This window comes from Moraxella sp. E33BD (genome assembly GCF_041807865.1).
In the GTDB taxonomy this organism is placed as follows: Bacteria; Pseudomonadota; Gammaproteobacteria; order Pseudomonadales; family Moraxellaceae; genus Moraxella; species Moraxella haemolytica.
Genome location: NZ_JBGTZD010000010.1, coordinates 38,166 through 53,595, shown reverse-complemented (window position 1 = coordinate 53,595; position 15,430 = coordinate 38,166). Strand labels below are relative to the sequence as shown.

Genomic DNA, 15,430 nt, shown 5'->3' with positions numbered 1-15,430 from the left:
AAATAAGCCAATAAATGCAGATGATAAATCCAAGCCCCAATCAATCCCATATTTTTACCCAACCATCATGATTGATAGAATGATTTAGGCAGTTTCCAAGAAAAACCGCCACCCAACAATGGTGGCGGTTTTTTATTAACCTAAGAACACTGATTAATCAAACTGTCTTAGTGCTGACTCAAAGTCTTGACGAGAAGTCTGTCCAAGCATTACATGGGTTAGCTTGCCTTCTTGATACATTAAAAGTGCAGGCGGTCCCATCAGCTGATAACGAGAAAGTAAAGCACGGCTATCATCGCTCACTTCAGTGATGTCAAATTTTACCAACTGAACCTGTGCCATACCATCGGGTCGATTCATGAATAGCTCTCGATCCATGATACGGCATTCTATGCACCAATCTGCCGTAACATCAACAACCACTTTATCTCGAGTAGATAAAATCCCATCAAGCTCATCTAAGGTTGTAATGTGGGCATCAGAGTAGTTTTCCCGCACTGATGATTCCATAGATAATTTAGCAAGCGGTCTCCAAGCATCAACCGACCCCATGCCGGCACCCACCATTAGACAGCCTGCCCACAACATCGCTAGCAACGCCAAAGCATGACCAACCCACGCTGTCAATCTCCATAGCCATACGCCGACCATCGCAAACCACACCGCCCACAGTAGCAGTACCCACACCGATATAAAGACACGCTCCACCATCGATACCGCCACCGCCAAAAGCAGCAGACCGCATAATTCCTTTACTCGAATCATCCAGCCACCTGCTTTTGGCATCAAGCGACCTTGTGCCATGCCAATCAGTGCAAGTGGTACCGACAAACCAACCCCTAATGCAAACAACGCCAAAAATCCAAATAGCACACTACCACTGACCGATACCGCTGCCAAAACCCCTGCCATTGGTGCAGACACGCAAGGCGATACCACCAAAGCAGACAGCATACCTGATAAAAAACTACCCCCAACTCGACCTAAACGGTCATCTGCCATCTGCGAGACACCTTGTAGTTTTTCACGAATAGCGGTAGGAAGTCCCACACTAATGGCATCAAACATATACAAAGCAAGTATGACAAATAATAGTGCAAAACCAATGAGTACTGCGGGGTTTTGAAGGTAACCCATCACATTGATTGCCCTACCAAACCACGCAATAATCGCTCCAAGTATTCCATAGGAAGTTGCCACCCCCAAGCCATAGGCTGATGATAGCAATAGACCTTTTTTGGTATTTAGCGTGTTTTGTCTAGCGACAATATTCGCCACAATAGGAATCATTGGATAGACGCAGGGCGTCAAAGAAAGTAATAGCCCTGCCAAAAATAACAACCCGATGGCAAGTACAGGGTTATCATGAATACCAAATGGATCATACACCTGCTCAAGGTCATGATTGAGCTGATAGCGTTGAGCAGTCTTAGCCACTGGCGTCATTTCATCCACCAGCTGACCATCAGAAACATTTACCTCAGATTCATCGCTCATCTTGTCCATCTGTGATGGCAGTACAGGCTGTACGATGTTAGGCAAAGCAGTATCAGCACTCTGTTTTGTTGTTGTCTTGGTATTATCTATATCGGTAGGCTTTTTCGCTTGCTCTGTTGCAGATGCCAACTCTTTTTTTGATGGCTGGCTTGATGATGCCCGACTGATAGCTTGAGCTTGTTTTTGGGCGGAAGCTGACTTTGTTGAGCCATCTGCCAAGCTGTCTGATGAACCTTGCGGTAAATTTAGCTTAAATTTGCTTAGCTCTGGCGGATAACACAGACCTGCTTTTGCACAGCCCTGCCAACGCAACGATGCTGTGGTCTCGCTACTTGCACCAGTCAGCATTGCTCTTGCCACCACATCCTCTTCAAATACCGCCACACGCCCAAAGGTTGGATCATCCATCATGGTTGCCGTTTTGTCAAACTGCCATTTAGATGCCTGCACCCCATTTGGCAATCTTAAAGAAAGTTTATCACGATAGAGATAATGCTCTGGCGTTACCCTAAAGACCGCCACAATCTCCGTACCCTCAGTATGTACTTTAACCTTGAATGCTTCATGTACCGGCAAAAATCTCTGAGATTTTTGCCCAAATAGTGCCGACAAACCTTCACCCTGAGCAGTAGCTGGTGCCGATGTGCCAAGCGTAACAACCATCAAAGCACAGATGGCAGACTTGAACAATGCGGAATGAGACATAAAAAACCATAAAAATCAGTTAAAAGAACACCTATTATATCATCATCATGTACTCATTTCCACTTAAAGTGGTCAGATGGTTCATTTAACACAGCCTCACTCATCAATCGCTCATTCTAATGAATACAAAAAAGCCCACCTTTTGGGTGAGCTTTTTATTGATGCAAGATTCTAAATTAAATTAGAACTTGTATTCAATACCACCGCCGATACCGTATAAATCAACATTTTTACTGTCAGTTTTATCTTTTAGCAATGCACCATAGATATGACCAGTGGTTGCTTTGTTGAATGCATATTTACCACCAACAGCGATACGCTGTTTTTCAGCATTTTTTGTACCTGCAACATTATCAACCAAGTCAATTTGACCATAGGTAGTCCAAGGAGTTTGAGCTACTTTGTAGTTCGCAGATACAGTAATGACATTTTCATTGTCGTTGGTAGCATGATCAGTGTTCTGATATAATGCACCTGCAGTTAGTACTGGACTTAAAGCAAAAGAACCGCTGATACGGATTGTTTTAAGAGCATCACCAGCTTGGATGTAGGTAGCACCTACTTTATAAGGTGCGTTAGTTGGTTCGTATTTTGCACCAATACCAAATACGTCACGACCTAGAGAATCATTGCCAACAGTAACAGTCGATGTAGTCTCTACATAATTTCCTGTCTCGGCACCACTCATATCCCGTACAGGTTTGCGAACTGTCTTAGTTTTAGTATTTGGATTTACATTTTCATCTAGTGCATACATAGCCATCAACTGCACGCCGTTACGCACTGGTGAGAAGTAAGCAAATGTATTGTTTACACGCTCTCCATCAAAAGATGCCAGTACATTGTCGCCACCAACAACGCCACCTTGGGCTTCGTTAGCATAGTTTACATAGTCATCAATTGCAGTTAGGCGACCAGCTACTAGTGTACCATATTGCTTATTAGCAAGACCTAGATAAGTATCACGAGATTTGAATTGAGTTGAGTCATCGTCAACCTTTACACCATACTCTAGTTGATAAACCAAGCTAGTGTTTTGAGTTAGAGCTTCACTACCCTTTAGACCGATGCGTGAGCTATTAGAGTTAAGCTGGGTGCGTGGGTTGTGATTTCTGCTTGCTTTGTTGCCATCTTGAGCATCAAGAGTAAGGAATGCTTTACCATATACAGTTGGGGCAGCTTGTGCAGCTGTAATAGATAGAGCAACGGCGGCTGATGCTAAAAGTAGTTTTTTCATGGGTTTCTCCACATTTATACATTTTTAGTTGGGTCGCTAAAGCTACGCCCAATGTAGAATAAAAAAATAACAATCTCATTCTACGAGGTTACTTCACGAAACATTTTTTGGTATATTCACTGCCGTTAAATTAGCACAAGAACATTGCTAAATTTATGCTTCGGTTAATAGGATACCAATTTTGACATATTTTGCAATACCTTTTATTAAAAAAATTGCTAAATTTTTTGTATATTTAATAATTTATGATTTAAAATCAATAAGTTATAAATATTTTTCATCACTGACTTTTTTGTTAATAATAAGGTAAATTCTTATTATTAAAGTGGGTATATGTCATCATAGATAACGCACCGTCTAATTGTTAAGCAAAATATCAGCCTATTTTTGCCAAAAAATATGTTAAAATAATCTCTGTGCAGCAACATTGTTAATCCAGTTTAAGCTCATTTTTACATGAGTAAAACAAATGTTTACAATTATCCCAATTGGCAAATTTGGCGATTTTTAGTACGCTTTTAATGTCTTGGTTATTATGAGTAATTGCGATGGGCGATTGCCATTCTACCAGTTTTTTAGTTCTGGGTCATTTTTAATCAATCATTACCCAGTTTTTCACCAACCGACAACAAGAAGAGAGTCATGCACCATCTAGAGTCCCAGACCAGTATTCTCCCAGAAGACGATCTAAAAAACATCACCACTCGTGCTAAAGCAACGACTGATATCGGTCATATTCATCAGTTTTTGGGTACTCGCACTTCTGAAAAATGGCTTAGCGTTGCCAAAAATAACCTGCCATTACTCATGCAAGACCACGCCAACTGCGAAAAAAAGGCAGCAGGTACAGCCATGAACCTTATTTTTCGTTACGAATTTCATCGTGAATTGCAAGAGCGTTTAGCTCAACTGGTGCGTGAAGAAATGCTACATTATGAGCAAGTCATCACACTCATGAAAGAGCGAGGTATTGCGTGGTCGCACCTACCAGCCGGTCGCTATGCCAAGGGGCTACTAAAACACAAACGCACCTATGAACCTGCAGCGATGGTAGATGTGTTAATTATTGGAGCGTTTATTGAGGCTCGTTCGTGTGAACGATTCTCAGCATTGGCTGATGTCATTGATGATGAAAAGTTGGCTCGCTATTATAAATATCTATTAAAATCAGAAAGCCGTCATTATGAGGATTATATTAGACTTGCTCAATCAATTACTGATGAAGACATCAGCACAAGAGTGGCTTTCTTTCGCCAAGTGGAGTCCGAGCTGATCGACAGTCCTGATGGCGAACTGCGTTTTCATAGTGGCGTGCCTAACTGGGTGTAAGATTATAGAAGGACTGATGACGGTTAGTTTTTATGATTAATCAGATTTTATTGGATTAGTCATCAATAAAAAAGCACTTAAATAAAAGTGCTTTTTTATTGATTGAATCACCCAAGTAACCACACAATCGCCACAGGCAACCAAACCGCTGTAACCAACCCATTGATTGCCAGTCCAAAAGCGGCATATCGCCCTGCGGTCGGACTGATTGTCCATGCCTCTACCGTACCAATGGCATGGGCAACCAAACCAAGTGCCAAGCCTTTTGCCCTATCGTCATCAATGCCAGAAAATAGCATACGGCACACACCTGCCCCTAAAATACCCGATACAATGATAATCAAGTTCGCCATTACCAAAGGTGCATCAATAATTTGGGCGACCGACAAACCCACTGGTGTGGTAACAGAGCGACTGGCGAACGCCAAAATTGTTTCCATATTTAGACCAAACAGATAAGCAAGCGACATCGGCACAATTGCCCCCACCAAACTTGCCATGATGACGATGATGGAGAGTTTTTTAATTGGCAACCCCCTAAAATCCATACCAGCAAGCGGTACAGCAAGTAAAACAGTGCTATAACCAAGCAGACGGTCAAACACAGGTTTTGCATTGGCATAATAAGTGGCATAAGGAAGCTGAATGACAAATAAAATCAATAAGGTTAAGATGATGGCAACGATAATCATCGGCACACCACGCACATACTTATTTAAATAACGAAGGACATACTTCGCCCCCACATGAGCAATCATTGTTACCACAAAGGCGATGACAACAGTACTGCCATCAATAGCAATGTTAGACATGACTCTCTCCTTGCTTGCTAGCACTGCCTTCATCTTTTGCTAGCCACTTGGCAGATAACTTGGCAAATGCCCAAAGCGGAATCACGGTACTGATGATAATCACTGCCGACACAGCAACCAGATCCGACCCAAGTCCAAACATCAAAATCCCAGCTCCTGCTGACACTGGCAAAAATGCAAATCCACTATCCACAAGCAGTACGCTTGCCGATGACGACAACCAAGCAGGCAGACCACCTTTGATAAGCCTTAAGATAAGCAACATCACAAACAGCGATATCAATCCTACAATATTGGTCGCACTTGGCATACCCAAGGCACTGCATACCACCAATGCAAGCTCACGCACCCCAATGATGATGATAATGGTGGCAAGCATACTGCCCCAAAAAGTAGGCGATTTGGTCAAATAAGGCGATTTCATAAGCATCCTTTGTGGTGGTAGATGATTTTTATTAAATCATTAACTGACCGTGCGGTCAAGGCAAACACCACACTGATAAAAAATGTTTGTTATTTTTTATCAAAATAATGCACATGTGCCACAGATAAACCCATCATCACCAACAAAACGGATCTAACTCATCATCGCCCTTACTTGCATCATCGATCTTACCATCTTCACAAGCCTGAATTTACACCCTTTCAAATGCCTCCAACTCTGGCAAAAACTCGCTCGCCTGATGTGGGGGCAGTACATCAAAAGGATTTAGGTGGTATTTACCTAACAGTTCTTTTAGCCTGTCTTTAGCTAGGCAAATCGTTACAATTTCATGCCCTGTATCATCAAACTCACTATGACTCACCACGCCAAGCTCATGCAAAGTGTTTTTCAATTGCCCTGCATGGTACGGCAAAGTCAGATTAAATTCAAAAAGACCACCCACCAACAGCTCTTGCACCGCTTGCACAAGTTTATCTAGACCTAAGTTTTTATGAGCCGAAACATAAACACGGTTTGGCACGCCTTGTTCTTTATAATGAATCATGGGCAATTCATCGGTTTTATCAATCTTGTTATGCACCAAAAGCACAGGAGCTGTCGCCCCAATTTCATCAAGCACCGCATTTACCGCATCAATTTGCTCGTGCATATCAGGACTGCTACTGTCAATAATATGCAACAAGAGATCGGCTTGTAAAGTCTCCTCTAGCGTAGCGTGAAAACTTTCAACAAGCTCATGTGGCAAATGACGCACAAACCCCACTGTATCAGCAAGCACGACATTTCCCACGCCTGCCCATTTGACACGGCGTAATGTGGGGTCTAGTGTAGCAAACAGCTGGTCGGCAGCATAAATGTTATCATCGGCCAGACGGTTAAACAGTGTGGATTTTCCGGCGTTAGTATAACCAACCAAAGACACGGTCGGAATATCAGATTTGGTGCGTTTGGCTCGACCTTGGTTGCGAGTCCGCTTAACCTTATCAAGTTTGGTTTTTAGCTGATTGACACGGATTTGTAACAGTCGGCGGTCTGTTTCAAGTTGGGTTTCGCCAGGACCTCGCAGACCAATACCGCCCTTTTGACGCTCCAAATGCGTCCAACCACGCACAAGGCGAGTAGCCAGATGAGAAAGCTGTGCAAGCTCCACTTGTAATTTACCCTCATAAGTTCTGGCTCGCTGAGCAAAAATATCAAGGATAAGTCCTGTACGATCAAGCACTCGGCATTTAATCATCGCTTCTAAATTTCGCTCTTGGCTGGGCGACAAATCATGATTAAAAATAACAATATCCGCCCCATGTGCATCAACCGCTTGTGCAATCTCTTCTGCCTTACCTGTACCAACAAAGTATTTGGCATGTGGTCTATTTCTAGCACCTGTGATGATGGCAAGCTCATTTGCCCCTGCTGAATGTACAAGCAGACGAAATTCTTCTAAATCATCAGGGTCAATCATCTCACGAATATCTAGATGTACCAAGATGGCCTTTTCACCACCTTCGTGTCTGTCAAAATATTGCAAAAACTATCCTTTTAAAAAATCATCAAAATAAATAATTAAAACCACCTTGTTTTAAATTGTGGTATTATGCTAAATTTCAAGATTTTAGTGGCTTATTTGTTATGAAACACAAAATACACTTCCGCCAAAAATCCCTAGACTTATCCACCCCAAAAATCATGGGTGTACTCAATGTTACACCAGACTCATTTTCAGATGGTGGATGTTTTAATAATGTAGATAACGCCCTACGCCATGCTGATGAGATGATGGCTTGGGGCGTGGATATTATTGATATTGGCGGTGAATCTACTCGCCCTAATGCCCCTGCAATAGATACCGATACCGAGCTAGATAGAGTCATTCCCATCATTGATGCACTGCGTCAGCATCTTGGCAATGATATTTGGCTATCTATTGATACCAGTAACCCCATCGTCATGTATGAAGGCATCAAATCAGGTGCAGACATGATTAATGATGTGCGAGGACTAAGACAAGATGGAGCAAGCAAAATGGCAGCACAGCTTGATTGCCCTGTTGTCATCATGCACTCACGAGGTGAACCTGACACCATGAATGACCTTGCTGATTATGATGATGTGGTAAACGAGGTGATGAGCGAACTTGACCAAAGCATCAAAAACGCCCTGCACATTGGGGTCAGAAAGGAGAATATCATCATTGATGTCGGCATGGGTTTTGCTAAAAATTATAAACACCATGTTGCTTTGATGAAACAGCTGGACAAATTCATGGCACATTTTCATCTACCCATGCTCTTTGGGGTATCTCGAAAGCGGTTTTTGGGTGAGATTTTAAATCAATTTGACCAGTTACATGATCATCACCCCACCAAAAGGGATATGATTGGAGCGGTTGCCCACCTACTCGCCATTCAGCAAGGCGTATCCATCGTGCGTGTGCATGATGTCGCCAAGATGAGGCAAGCTCTGGCAATGTGGCAAGCATTGCAATAAGCATGTAGAACAATTATCTTAAATTAAAAATATAATAAAAATCAACAATTTATATTTTTATTTTAAAAAATTATAAAAAATACTTGCAAATACCAAAAAAATGCGTATAATACGCCCCATCAAGACAACTTGGGGTCGTGGCGAAATTGGTAGACGCACCAGATTTAGGTTCTGGCGCCGCGAGGTGTGAGAGTTCGAGTCTCTCCGACCCCACCATATTAAAAAAAGCTGATGATAAATTCATCGGCTTTTTATTTGGCAAAAACCTAAGTGAAGTTTTTTTAATAATTATATGATAGATTATTATTGTATTTTTGCTTGGTTTGTTGTAGAATACGCCAATCCAGAAGATGTGATTTGGATTGATTAATTTGGGCCTATAGCTCAGTTGGTTAGAGCAGAGGACTCATAATCCTTTGGTCCACAGTTCGAGTCTGTGTGGGCCCACCAAATTTAATTAAAAAAACCAAGATCTTACAATATGTAGATCTTGGTTTTTTATGGCGATTTACCGGCTTTTATTTTATGAATAATTATAAGACGCATCGGCAATCATAGCAGGTGGCAACGATTTACCCAACAAAGCCAAAGTTTCTCTCTCCATCAACCTAACCATCGTATCAAGCGGTAAATCATTGGCTGAAGTACCAAACGGCTCTTCTAACTGATGACTTAACTCATCAAGTCCAAGCAAAAGATATGACAAAAACCCCACCAAAAATGGCGTCCAAATACCCATCACCGACTCTAGCCCAAAAGGCAACATCCAACAAAAACAAAACACCGCTCGATGCAACAAAACTGAATATGGAAAAGGTAGGGGCGTACTGACAATTCTGTCACAGCCCGCCTGAATACCACCCATTTCTACCACATGACGCTGAATGCTAGTGTAGATAATATCGGTTATTTGCCCTGTTTGTACCGCTGTTATAAGCTGTTTTTGCATTCTTTCAAGTACATATTGCGGTGCGTTTATGTGAGCATTGATGACATCAAGCTCCTTTTTATCCATCTGATAATAGTGATAAAACTGCTCTGACTGAGACATCTGCCCCCGCAAACGATTGCGAAGCAACCCCACAAATAGCAACATATCCATGAGCAGTTTTTCACGCTCTTGCACGCCCAAAAAATGACTATCTCTGGTTAAATGGCGAGTATTGGCAATCATCGCACCCCATAGCTTTCTCCCTTCCCACCATCTATCATAGCAGGCAGTATTACGAAAGCCTAAGAATATTGATAAGACCACACCAAACACTGTAAAGCCTACCGCAGGCACGCCTGTAACAGCATAGACTTTATAATGCGTTAAAGACCATGCCACCATTGAGATTGCCATAAGTAGCAACACCATCGGCAAAACTTTAGGCAATACCGTACCACGCCAAACAAATAGTAACTTTAAGCCATTGCTTTTATCACGGACAATCATGCGTTATTTTAGGACTGACAAAGGGTCGATGTAATTAGAATTGCGAGAAATACGAAATTCTAACAACCCAGAACCATTGGACTGATGACGCATACTGGCGATTCGTTGACCTGCTTGTACGGTCTGCCCTGATTTGACCTGTGCATCTTGTATATGAAAATAACTGCTCACAAAACCATCGGTATGTGCAATAGCAATCATTGCCCCATCAATATTACCATCAGCATGAAGTACCGTACCTGCACGACTTGCTAAGACCGCATCACCACCACGACCAGAAAACCACATCCCTTGACTGGTAACTGACTGACCACCAACATCTATTGTACCAAAACGACGAGCTACAGGGTTACTGCTACTTACAGGATAACGAAACTGCATCACGCCCACACTACCCACCGACAAAGGTGTATTATTTGTTGTTGGTAGCGGTGTATGAGCTGGCACAGGGCTAGGCGATACAACCACCGTCTGCTTAACTGGTGCTACAGGCTTGATTGTCGTAGTTACTGGGTTTGGTGCAGGCTTGGGTGTGGGTTTTTTTATTGTTGTTGTACTTGTTTTGACATTACTGCCATCTTGCCACAAGCTAATCCACTGCCCCACATAGATGGTATAAGACGAATCAAGATTATTTATGCGTCCAATGGCACGCCAGTCTAGACCATAACGCTCGGCAATCTTACTGACCGTATCACCCTGTTTGACCATATAGCGATTTGGCACACCACGACTGTTTGTTATAACAGATTGGCTGTTTTTTATGATGGGTTGCTTATTTGTACTACCCTGCACAGTTGGTTTACTAGCACAGCCTGCCAACACAAAAGCTCCTGCCACACCACACACCGCCAACATATTTACTCGTTTGGTCGCCGGTCTTTTTTCTTGAAATTTCGCCATCTTTGTCCAAACCCTCTTATTACCTCAAAAATATCAACAAGCCCATCGTGCCTAATTGCACAAACAAGCCAACAAAAATATCGCCACCCATGTATTGTAGGCAGGGCTTTTATTGTAACACAACCACAAAAAACACAAAACCCATCTTATAGACAGGCTTTGTGTTTTTTGATAATAAAAACCAAATTAAACTAATAGACAACCATACCGCAATATTACAAACAACGCTTTAGCTCAAACTAGCAAAGAATGTCAAATCAAATGCCAGTCAAGACCATTAAGCCGACCAAGTATCATCAGCTTGTGTTTTTTGCTGAGCATGTAACTTTTTAGTATCCAAGAGCGTCTCATCAGCTTGCTTTTGGTTTTTTAACATACTAGATAATATTTTATTATTTTTATCAAATGTCCGACAATGCCTACACACGGCAAAGTGCAAGATTAGATATGCCTTTTGTTGCAACGAAAGAGATTTTTCTAGAGAAAGACTAGCTAGCTGGCTTATTTTTTGACAACTTTTCATAACACTCCTTTATTCATCAAACCAATGACGAGTCAAGCAAGTTTGCAAATTAAGTCTGGCTCGGTGCATAAGTACATAATAATTTTGTTTGCTAATTTGTACGGTTTGGCAGATTTCATCACTATCTAATGCCAAATACTCTTTCATCAAGAATACTCGTGCTTGCTCACCTGCTAAATTATTCAAACAATAACTCAAAACCTGCCAAAAATGATGATTGTGCATTTGTAATTCTGGGTCGCACCACGAATCATCAAATGCTGTAGGCATATAATCTTTATGCCACCGCCCTGCCTCAGAAAACACCAAATCCGCCATTTGCGTCTGATTCTCACCATCACCCAAATCACTCAATGTGGTATAAGGCATATTTTTGCGAAGGCAATCGGTGATTTTATGCTTTAAGATTGCAAAGACCCAGCTTTTAAACGCCGAATTCCCCTTAAAATTTTTGGCATATTGCATGGCAGATAATAAACATTCTTGCACTGCGTCCTCTGCCAAGCCACTGTCATTGAGTTGATTTTGTGCAAATTTTAATAATTCTTTATACAAACCACCCAAATATTGCTCATTTAATGAATAATGTAGAATATGTGCTGTTTTATTATCTTTTAATAATAACTTAATAAATGTTTGATACTCATCATTCATTATTTATTCCTTATTTTAAGAAGCGTTTGCCCAAAAAATAATCCACGCTCACATACTTGCCTGCCCCATAAAATAATAAAGGCAGTAGCATAATCAAATAAGTTGCCGCAAACTCTATGCCATTATTTAAAATAACAAAGTTACCCATTTCAGTCAGCCAATCATAATTGCCGTGTTCTTGTAGAATCTCACGAGCCTTCTGTAGCCTTAACGCAACTTCTTCTGCATGATTAAGGCTATCATTAGCATTGCCAAAGCCTAATTTTGACCAGAATAAAGCGATACTAGTACTAGCATCACTTGATGCAATGGCAGACCAACCGTTTTTTAGATGCACCGTTAGCCCTGCCACCGCCATAGTGATAATCAAGCTAAGGCTAAAAAAGCGTGTCATCACCCCAAACAATAACGCAAATCCACCAATAAGTTCTGCAAAAATGCCCAAGACTGCCATCAAAACAGGAAAAGGCAATCCAAGACCCCAATCACTATTGCCAAACCATTCGACGATTGATTCAAAACTGTTCAACTTAGTCAACCCTGCAACAATAAAAATGGGTGCTAGGTAAATACGGAGCAATAATAAACCAACAAAATCCAACGCTTGTAGTTTGGTAATGGCAGTTGTATATAGACGAGACATTTTCATTTTTTTACTCTTAGATAGTTATATGATGATATTTTGGGCAAGTAATTCAGCAAATAAATCATCAGCATAAGCCAATAATTCATCAATATTATGGTAATCAATATGCTTGGCAAAATCAGTCACCAACTCACCTACTGATGAATATACCCGCTCATTATTTTGTATAAAATCAATAAATAGATGTGTCAAAGCATTGGTGTGTACAAATTTAACTTCATTATCAGATGCTCTTAATACCACCAAAAATACTTCATCGGGGGCTATATCATTGCAATTATCCACACTGATGGCATGCACGGGATAAGTATAATGGCTGTTTTGTACGCTTGGATTTAGACCATAAGATTGGTTATCTGGCGTTTTTAAAATAGGCCTTGCTGTTAAGTTAGCAAGAGTATCTACATGCAACTCCAACCACTCATAATGAGCCAACTCGCTTAAATAATCAGGCACAAAATCAATATCATTGTTTGTGATGGTGATTTCATCGTGCCAGTCTGGACTGTCCGTCATCAGTTGTGATAAAAAATTCACAAACTGCATGGGAATTTCATTAAAATAAGGTGAATGAGATGGATATCTTTGGAAAAAATACAGCGACAGCACATGAAAATTATCATCACCCAATATCTCACGACAAATCGGAAAACATTGATTTAAAAAATTACGCACATTATTAAAAATCAAGGTTTGATAAATCCCACCCACACGGCTAGGTATGCCATCATCTTTAGCATGATACTGCGAACGCAAATAATCACCAAATTGATTTTGAAATTGTTGTAATGAATAAGGGGCAAGTAAAGTTACGGTCATATTCTTAAAAAATTTAGGCAATCAGTGTATAAGATTGTTCAGCTTTACGCTGAGCGGTATGGATTAAATTGACCTCTTGGCGTAATACATCCAACTCAGGAAAATTAAAATCTCTTTCTAGGCAGGTAGGAATATCCACCGCCTTTTTTCCTGTTCGCCGATAAATCTCATGGTAGGCTTCATCTAGCAATCGCCAGACAGGTTCAATCACCGCATTACCATGCGTATCTATGATAAAGCCATCTTCTTCTACATAATGCCCTGCAACATGCATATAACACACCTTATCTAGTGGCAACTCATGTAAATATTGAATAGGGTCAAAACCAAAATTTTGGCTATTGACATAAATGTTGTTGATATCCAGATGCAACAAACAGTCAGCTTCTTTGACCACAGCGGTGATAAACTCACTATCGCTCATGTCGCTGTCTGGTGGTGCATAATAATAACTGGCGTTTTCAAAGCCAATTTGCATACCCATAATATCTTGAGCTTGTTTAATGCGATTTGCTGTCCACATCACAGCATCGTTTGTACAAGGAATGGGTAACAAATCATACAAATGCCCCTTATTGTCAGATGTCCAAGCCAAATGTTCGGTGTACAACTGCATTCCATGCTCTTGCATAAACCGCTTGATATTTTTTAATAAATGAATATCCAATTCAGCACTACTGCCAATTGACAGTGATAAGCCATGACAAATAAAGGCAAATTGCTCAGTGTAGGACTTGAGTAACTTGTGATATTGTCCGCCCATTCTCCCTGATGAGTTCAACCAATTTTCAGGAGACACTTCAAAAAAATCAATGTCTGATAGATTTTCTGCTTTCATTTGTGTGCAAAGTTCACGACGAAAACCTAGTCCTGCACCTTTAGGATAGCCATTCATATCAACCTCTCCCAATCAATGACAATCTGTATAAAACCAAAAAGCAATCAAATGGGTAATACACCCATTTGATGCGAAAATTTCAGAGCGTTATTTACTACCGCCACACCTACCTTCACCACACTTACCTTCACCACACTTAGCATCAGCTTTTTTGCTTTTTGTGCTTGCACCGCCACACTTACCTTCACCACACTTAGCATCAGCTTTTTTAGTTTCGGCTTTTTTGGCTTTCTTTTCAGCACATTTTTTGTCAGATTTGTCGCATTTGACAGTTTTGTTTTGATAGCCTTGTGCCATTGCAGTCATCGCAAATGGGCTAGCACCTGCGATAACCAGTGAGCCAACTAGGGCAGTTTTTGCTAATTTTTTCATAAAATAACTCCAATTGATGCTTTATCATAACTTGTCATCACCTTAAGACCATGTACAGTTACCATAAAGCATGATACATTTAAAAAACCAAACAAAAACTGCTTGGTAATCATTAGTCGTGAATTTTTGTTAAATCTTACATTTTTATAAAAAATTTTTAAAAAATAAAATACAGCCCAAACTAAATGACGCCATGAATTTGAAAGTAAACCATAGCATTGTTTTTGCTTTTTATGTTGTCATCAAGACAATGAAAAAAGCAGACTTTGATAGCCTACTTTTTGTTTTGGTATTTAAGACTACATTAAAGTTGGCTTAGTTAGTGCTAAGGCGATAATAGCAACATAAGCAATCAATGCGATTATTATGCCCGCTCTGCTCTGGATGGCTTGATTGGTGGGGCGAAGTGCTTTTATGGTTGATGAGATTGCCACTATCAACAAGCCAAGCTTAATGATTGCCCAATACTGCACACCCACCACCTGTAATAACTGCCAAAATAAATACAGCCCACTCATCACCAGTAGCAGATAGACCAAATGACTTAAGCCCTTAAAGGCACGAGATAGCACAAGTTGCCTACCGCTTAACACAAATACCGCCTGATAGCCAAATAACACAAGAGTGATGAGTGCTGTCAGCATATGTAGATGTTTCACAACGCCCCC

Annotated in this window: 16 protein-coding genes and 2 tRNA genes; 4 read left to right on the top strand and 14 right to left on the bottom strand. The window is 40.9% G+C overall.

The window, feature by feature from the left end:
* Positions 1-153: 153 nt before the first annotated feature.
* Positions 154-2,202 (bottom strand): protein-disulfide reductase DsbD domain-containing protein, encoded by a 2,049-nt coding sequence (locus ACERC6_RS07385; RefSeq protein ID WP_373628392.1) that lies wholly within the window; start codon positions 2,200-2,202, stop codon positions 154-156.
* Between the two features lie 181 nt (positions 2,203-2,383).
* The gene (locus ACERC6_RS07380; protein ID WP_373628391.1) at positions 2,384-3,439 is read right to left on the bottom strand and encodes a porin; all 1,056 of its coding nucleotides are present in this window, start codon (positions 3,437-3,439) and stop codon (positions 2,384-2,386) included.
* Between the two features lie 642 nt (positions 3,440-4,081).
* Between ACERC6_RS07380 and ACERC6_RS07375 the strand changes: the two genes are divergently transcribed.
* Positions 4,082-4,768, top strand: coding sequence for a tRNA-(ms[2]io[6]A)-hydroxylase (locus tag ACERC6_RS07375; protein ID WP_373628390.1), 687 nt, complete (start codon positions 4,082-4,084; stop codon positions 4,766-4,768).
* 107 nt (positions 4,769-4,875) lie between these two features.
* On the opposite strand, the gene ACERC6_RS07370 is transcribed toward ACERC6_RS07375, so the two are convergent.
* From ACERC6_RS07370 to hflX, 3 genes are all read right to left on the bottom strand, one after another.
* Positions 4,876-5,580, bottom strand: coding sequence for an LrgB family protein (locus ACERC6_RS07370; protein ID WP_373628388.1), 705 nt, complete (start codon positions 5,578-5,580; stop codon positions 4,876-4,878).
* Positions 5,573-6,004: a CidA/LrgA family protein gene (locus ACERC6_RS07365; RefSeq protein ID WP_284673023.1), complete on the bottom strand. Its 432-nt coding sequence runs from the start codon at positions 6,002-6,004 to the stop codon at positions 5,573-5,575. The genes ACERC6_RS07370 and ACERC6_RS07365 overlap by 8 nt, the downstream gene beginning before the upstream one ends.
* A 211-nt stretch (positions 6,005-6,215) precedes the next feature.
* On the bottom strand, positions 6,216-7,550 hold the full coding sequence (gene hflX / locus ACERC6_RS07360) for a ribosome rescue GTPase HflX (protein WP_373628386.1): 1,335 nt from the start codon (positions 7,548-7,550) through the stop codon (positions 6,216-6,218).
* A 101-nt stretch (positions 7,551-7,651) separates the two neighbouring features.
* Between hflX and folP the strand changes: the two genes are divergently transcribed.
* From folP to ACERC6_RS07345, 3 genes are all read left to right on the top strand, one after another.
* On the top strand, positions 7,652-8,509 hold the full coding sequence (folP, locus tag ACERC6_RS07355) for a dihydropteroate synthase (protein ID WP_373628385.1): 858 nt from the start codon (positions 7,652-7,654) through the stop codon (positions 8,507-8,509).
* Between the two features lie 131 nt (positions 8,510-8,640).
* Positions 8,641-8,725 (top strand) — tRNA-Leu (locus ACERC6_RS07350).
* Positions 8,726-8,882: 157 nt separating this feature from the next.
* Positions 8,883-8,959, top strand: a tRNA-Ile gene (locus tag ACERC6_RS07345).
* 73 nt (positions 8,960-9,032) lie between these two features.
* Here ACERC6_RS07345 and ACERC6_RS07340 read toward each other — a convergent pair.
* The 9 genes from ACERC6_RS07340 to ACERC6_RS07300 form a co-directional block, all read right to left on the bottom strand.
* On the bottom strand, positions 9,033-9,947 hold the full coding sequence (locus ACERC6_RS07340; RefSeq protein ID WP_284673026.1) for a bestrophin family protein: 915 nt from the start codon (positions 9,945-9,947) through the stop codon (positions 9,033-9,035).
* Between the two features lie 3 nt (positions 9,948-9,950).
* Positions 9,951-10,850, bottom strand: coding sequence for a peptidoglycan DD-metalloendopeptidase family protein (locus ACERC6_RS07335; RefSeq protein ID WP_373628384.1), 900 nt, complete (start codon positions 10,848-10,850; stop codon positions 9,951-9,953).
* Between the two features lie 277 nt (positions 10,851-11,127).
* On the bottom strand, positions 11,128-11,373 hold the full coding sequence (locus tag ACERC6_RS07330) for a hypothetical protein (RefSeq protein WP_373628383.1): 246 nt from the start codon (positions 11,371-11,373) through the stop codon (positions 11,128-11,130).
* Between the two features lie 9 nt (positions 11,374-11,382).
* Positions 11,383-12,027 carry a sigma-70 family RNA polymerase sigma factor gene (locus ACERC6_RS07325; RefSeq protein ID WP_373628382.1) on the bottom strand — a complete coding sequence of 215 codons (645 nt, stop codon included), beginning with the start codon at positions 12,025-12,027 and terminating at the stop codon, positions 11,383-11,385.
* Positions 12,028-12,037: 10 nt separating this feature from the next.
* Positions 12,038-12,676: a DoxX family protein gene (locus ACERC6_RS07320; RefSeq protein WP_373628380.1), complete on the bottom strand. Its 639-nt coding sequence runs from the start codon at positions 12,674-12,676 to the stop codon at positions 12,038-12,040.
* A gap of 18 nt (positions 12,677-12,694) precedes the next feature.
* Complete coding sequence (locus ACERC6_RS07315; RefSeq protein WP_373628379.1) at positions 12,695-13,492, bottom strand: DUF2063 domain-containing protein; 798 nt, start codon at positions 13,490-13,492, stop codon at positions 12,695-12,697.
* A 13-nt stretch (positions 13,493-13,505) separates the two neighbouring features.
* On the bottom strand, positions 13,506-14,387 hold the full coding sequence (locus ACERC6_RS07310; RefSeq protein WP_373628378.1) for a DUF692 domain-containing protein: 882 nt from the start codon (positions 14,385-14,387) through the stop codon (positions 13,506-13,508).
* Positions 14,388-14,477: 90 nt separating this feature from the next.
* Positions 14,478-14,762 carry a hypothetical protein gene (locus ACERC6_RS07305; protein ID WP_373628377.1) on the bottom strand — a complete coding sequence of 95 codons (285 nt, stop codon included), beginning with the start codon at positions 14,760-14,762 and terminating at the stop codon, positions 14,478-14,480.
* Positions 14,763-15,061: 299 nt separating this feature from the next.
* Positions 15,062-15,421, bottom strand: a complete 360-nt coding sequence (locus ACERC6_RS07300) for a SirB2 family protein (RefSeq protein WP_373628376.1) — start codon at positions 15,419-15,421, stop codon at positions 15,062-15,064.
* Between the last annotated feature and the right edge of the window lie 9 nt (positions 15,422-15,430).

Coding starts and splice junctions, on each gene's coding strand:
- ACERC6_RS07385 (WP_373628392.1), bottom strand. CDS start 2,202: ATGTCTCATTCCGCATTGTTCAAGTCTGCCATCTGTGCTTTGATGGTT.
- ACERC6_RS07380 (WP_373628391.1), bottom strand. CDS start 3,439: ATGAAAAAACTACTTTTAGCATCAGCCGCCGTTGCTCTATCTATTACA.
- ACERC6_RS07375 (WP_373628390.1), top strand. CDS start 4,082: ATGCACCATCTAGAGTCCCAGACCAGTATTCTCCCAGAAGACGATCTA.
- ACERC6_RS07370 (WP_373628388.1), bottom strand. CDS start 5,580: ATGTCTAACATTGCTATTGATGGCAGTACTGTTGTCATCGCCTTTGTG.
- ACERC6_RS07365 (WP_284673023.1), bottom strand. CDS start 6,004: ATGAAATCGCCTTATTTGACCAAATCGCCTACTTTTTGGGGCAGTATG.
- folP (WP_373628385.1), top strand. CDS start 7,652: ATGAAACACAAAATACACTTCCGCCAAAAATCCCTAGACTTATCCACC.
- ACERC6_RS07340 (WP_284673026.1), bottom strand. CDS start 9,947: ATGATTGTCCGTGATAAAAGCAATGGCTTAAAGTTACTATTTGTTTGG.
- ACERC6_RS07335 (WP_373628384.1), bottom strand. CDS start 10,850: ATGGCGAAATTTCAAGAAAAAAGACCGGCGACCAAACGAGTAAATATG.
- ACERC6_RS07330 (WP_373628383.1), bottom strand. CDS start 11,373: ATGAAAAGTTGTCAAAAAATAAGCCAGCTAGCTAGTCTTTCTCTAGAA.
- ACERC6_RS07325 (WP_373628382.1), bottom strand. CDS start 12,027: ATGAATGATGAGTATCAAACATTTATTAAGTTATTATTAAAAGATAAT.
- ACERC6_RS07320 (WP_373628380.1), bottom strand. CDS start 12,676: ATGAAAATGTCTCGTCTATATACAACTGCCATTACCAAACTACAAGCG.
- ACERC6_RS07315 (WP_373628379.1), bottom strand. CDS start 13,492: ATGACCGTAACTTTACTTGCCCCTTATTCATTACAACAATTTCAAAAT.
- ACERC6_RS07310 (WP_373628378.1), bottom strand. CDS start 14,387: ATGAATGGCTATCCTAAAGGTGCAGGACTAGGTTTTCGTCGTGAACTT.
- ACERC6_RS07305 (WP_373628377.1), bottom strand. CDS start 14,762: ATGAAAAAATTAGCAAAAACTGCCCTAGTTGGCTCACTGGTTATCGCA.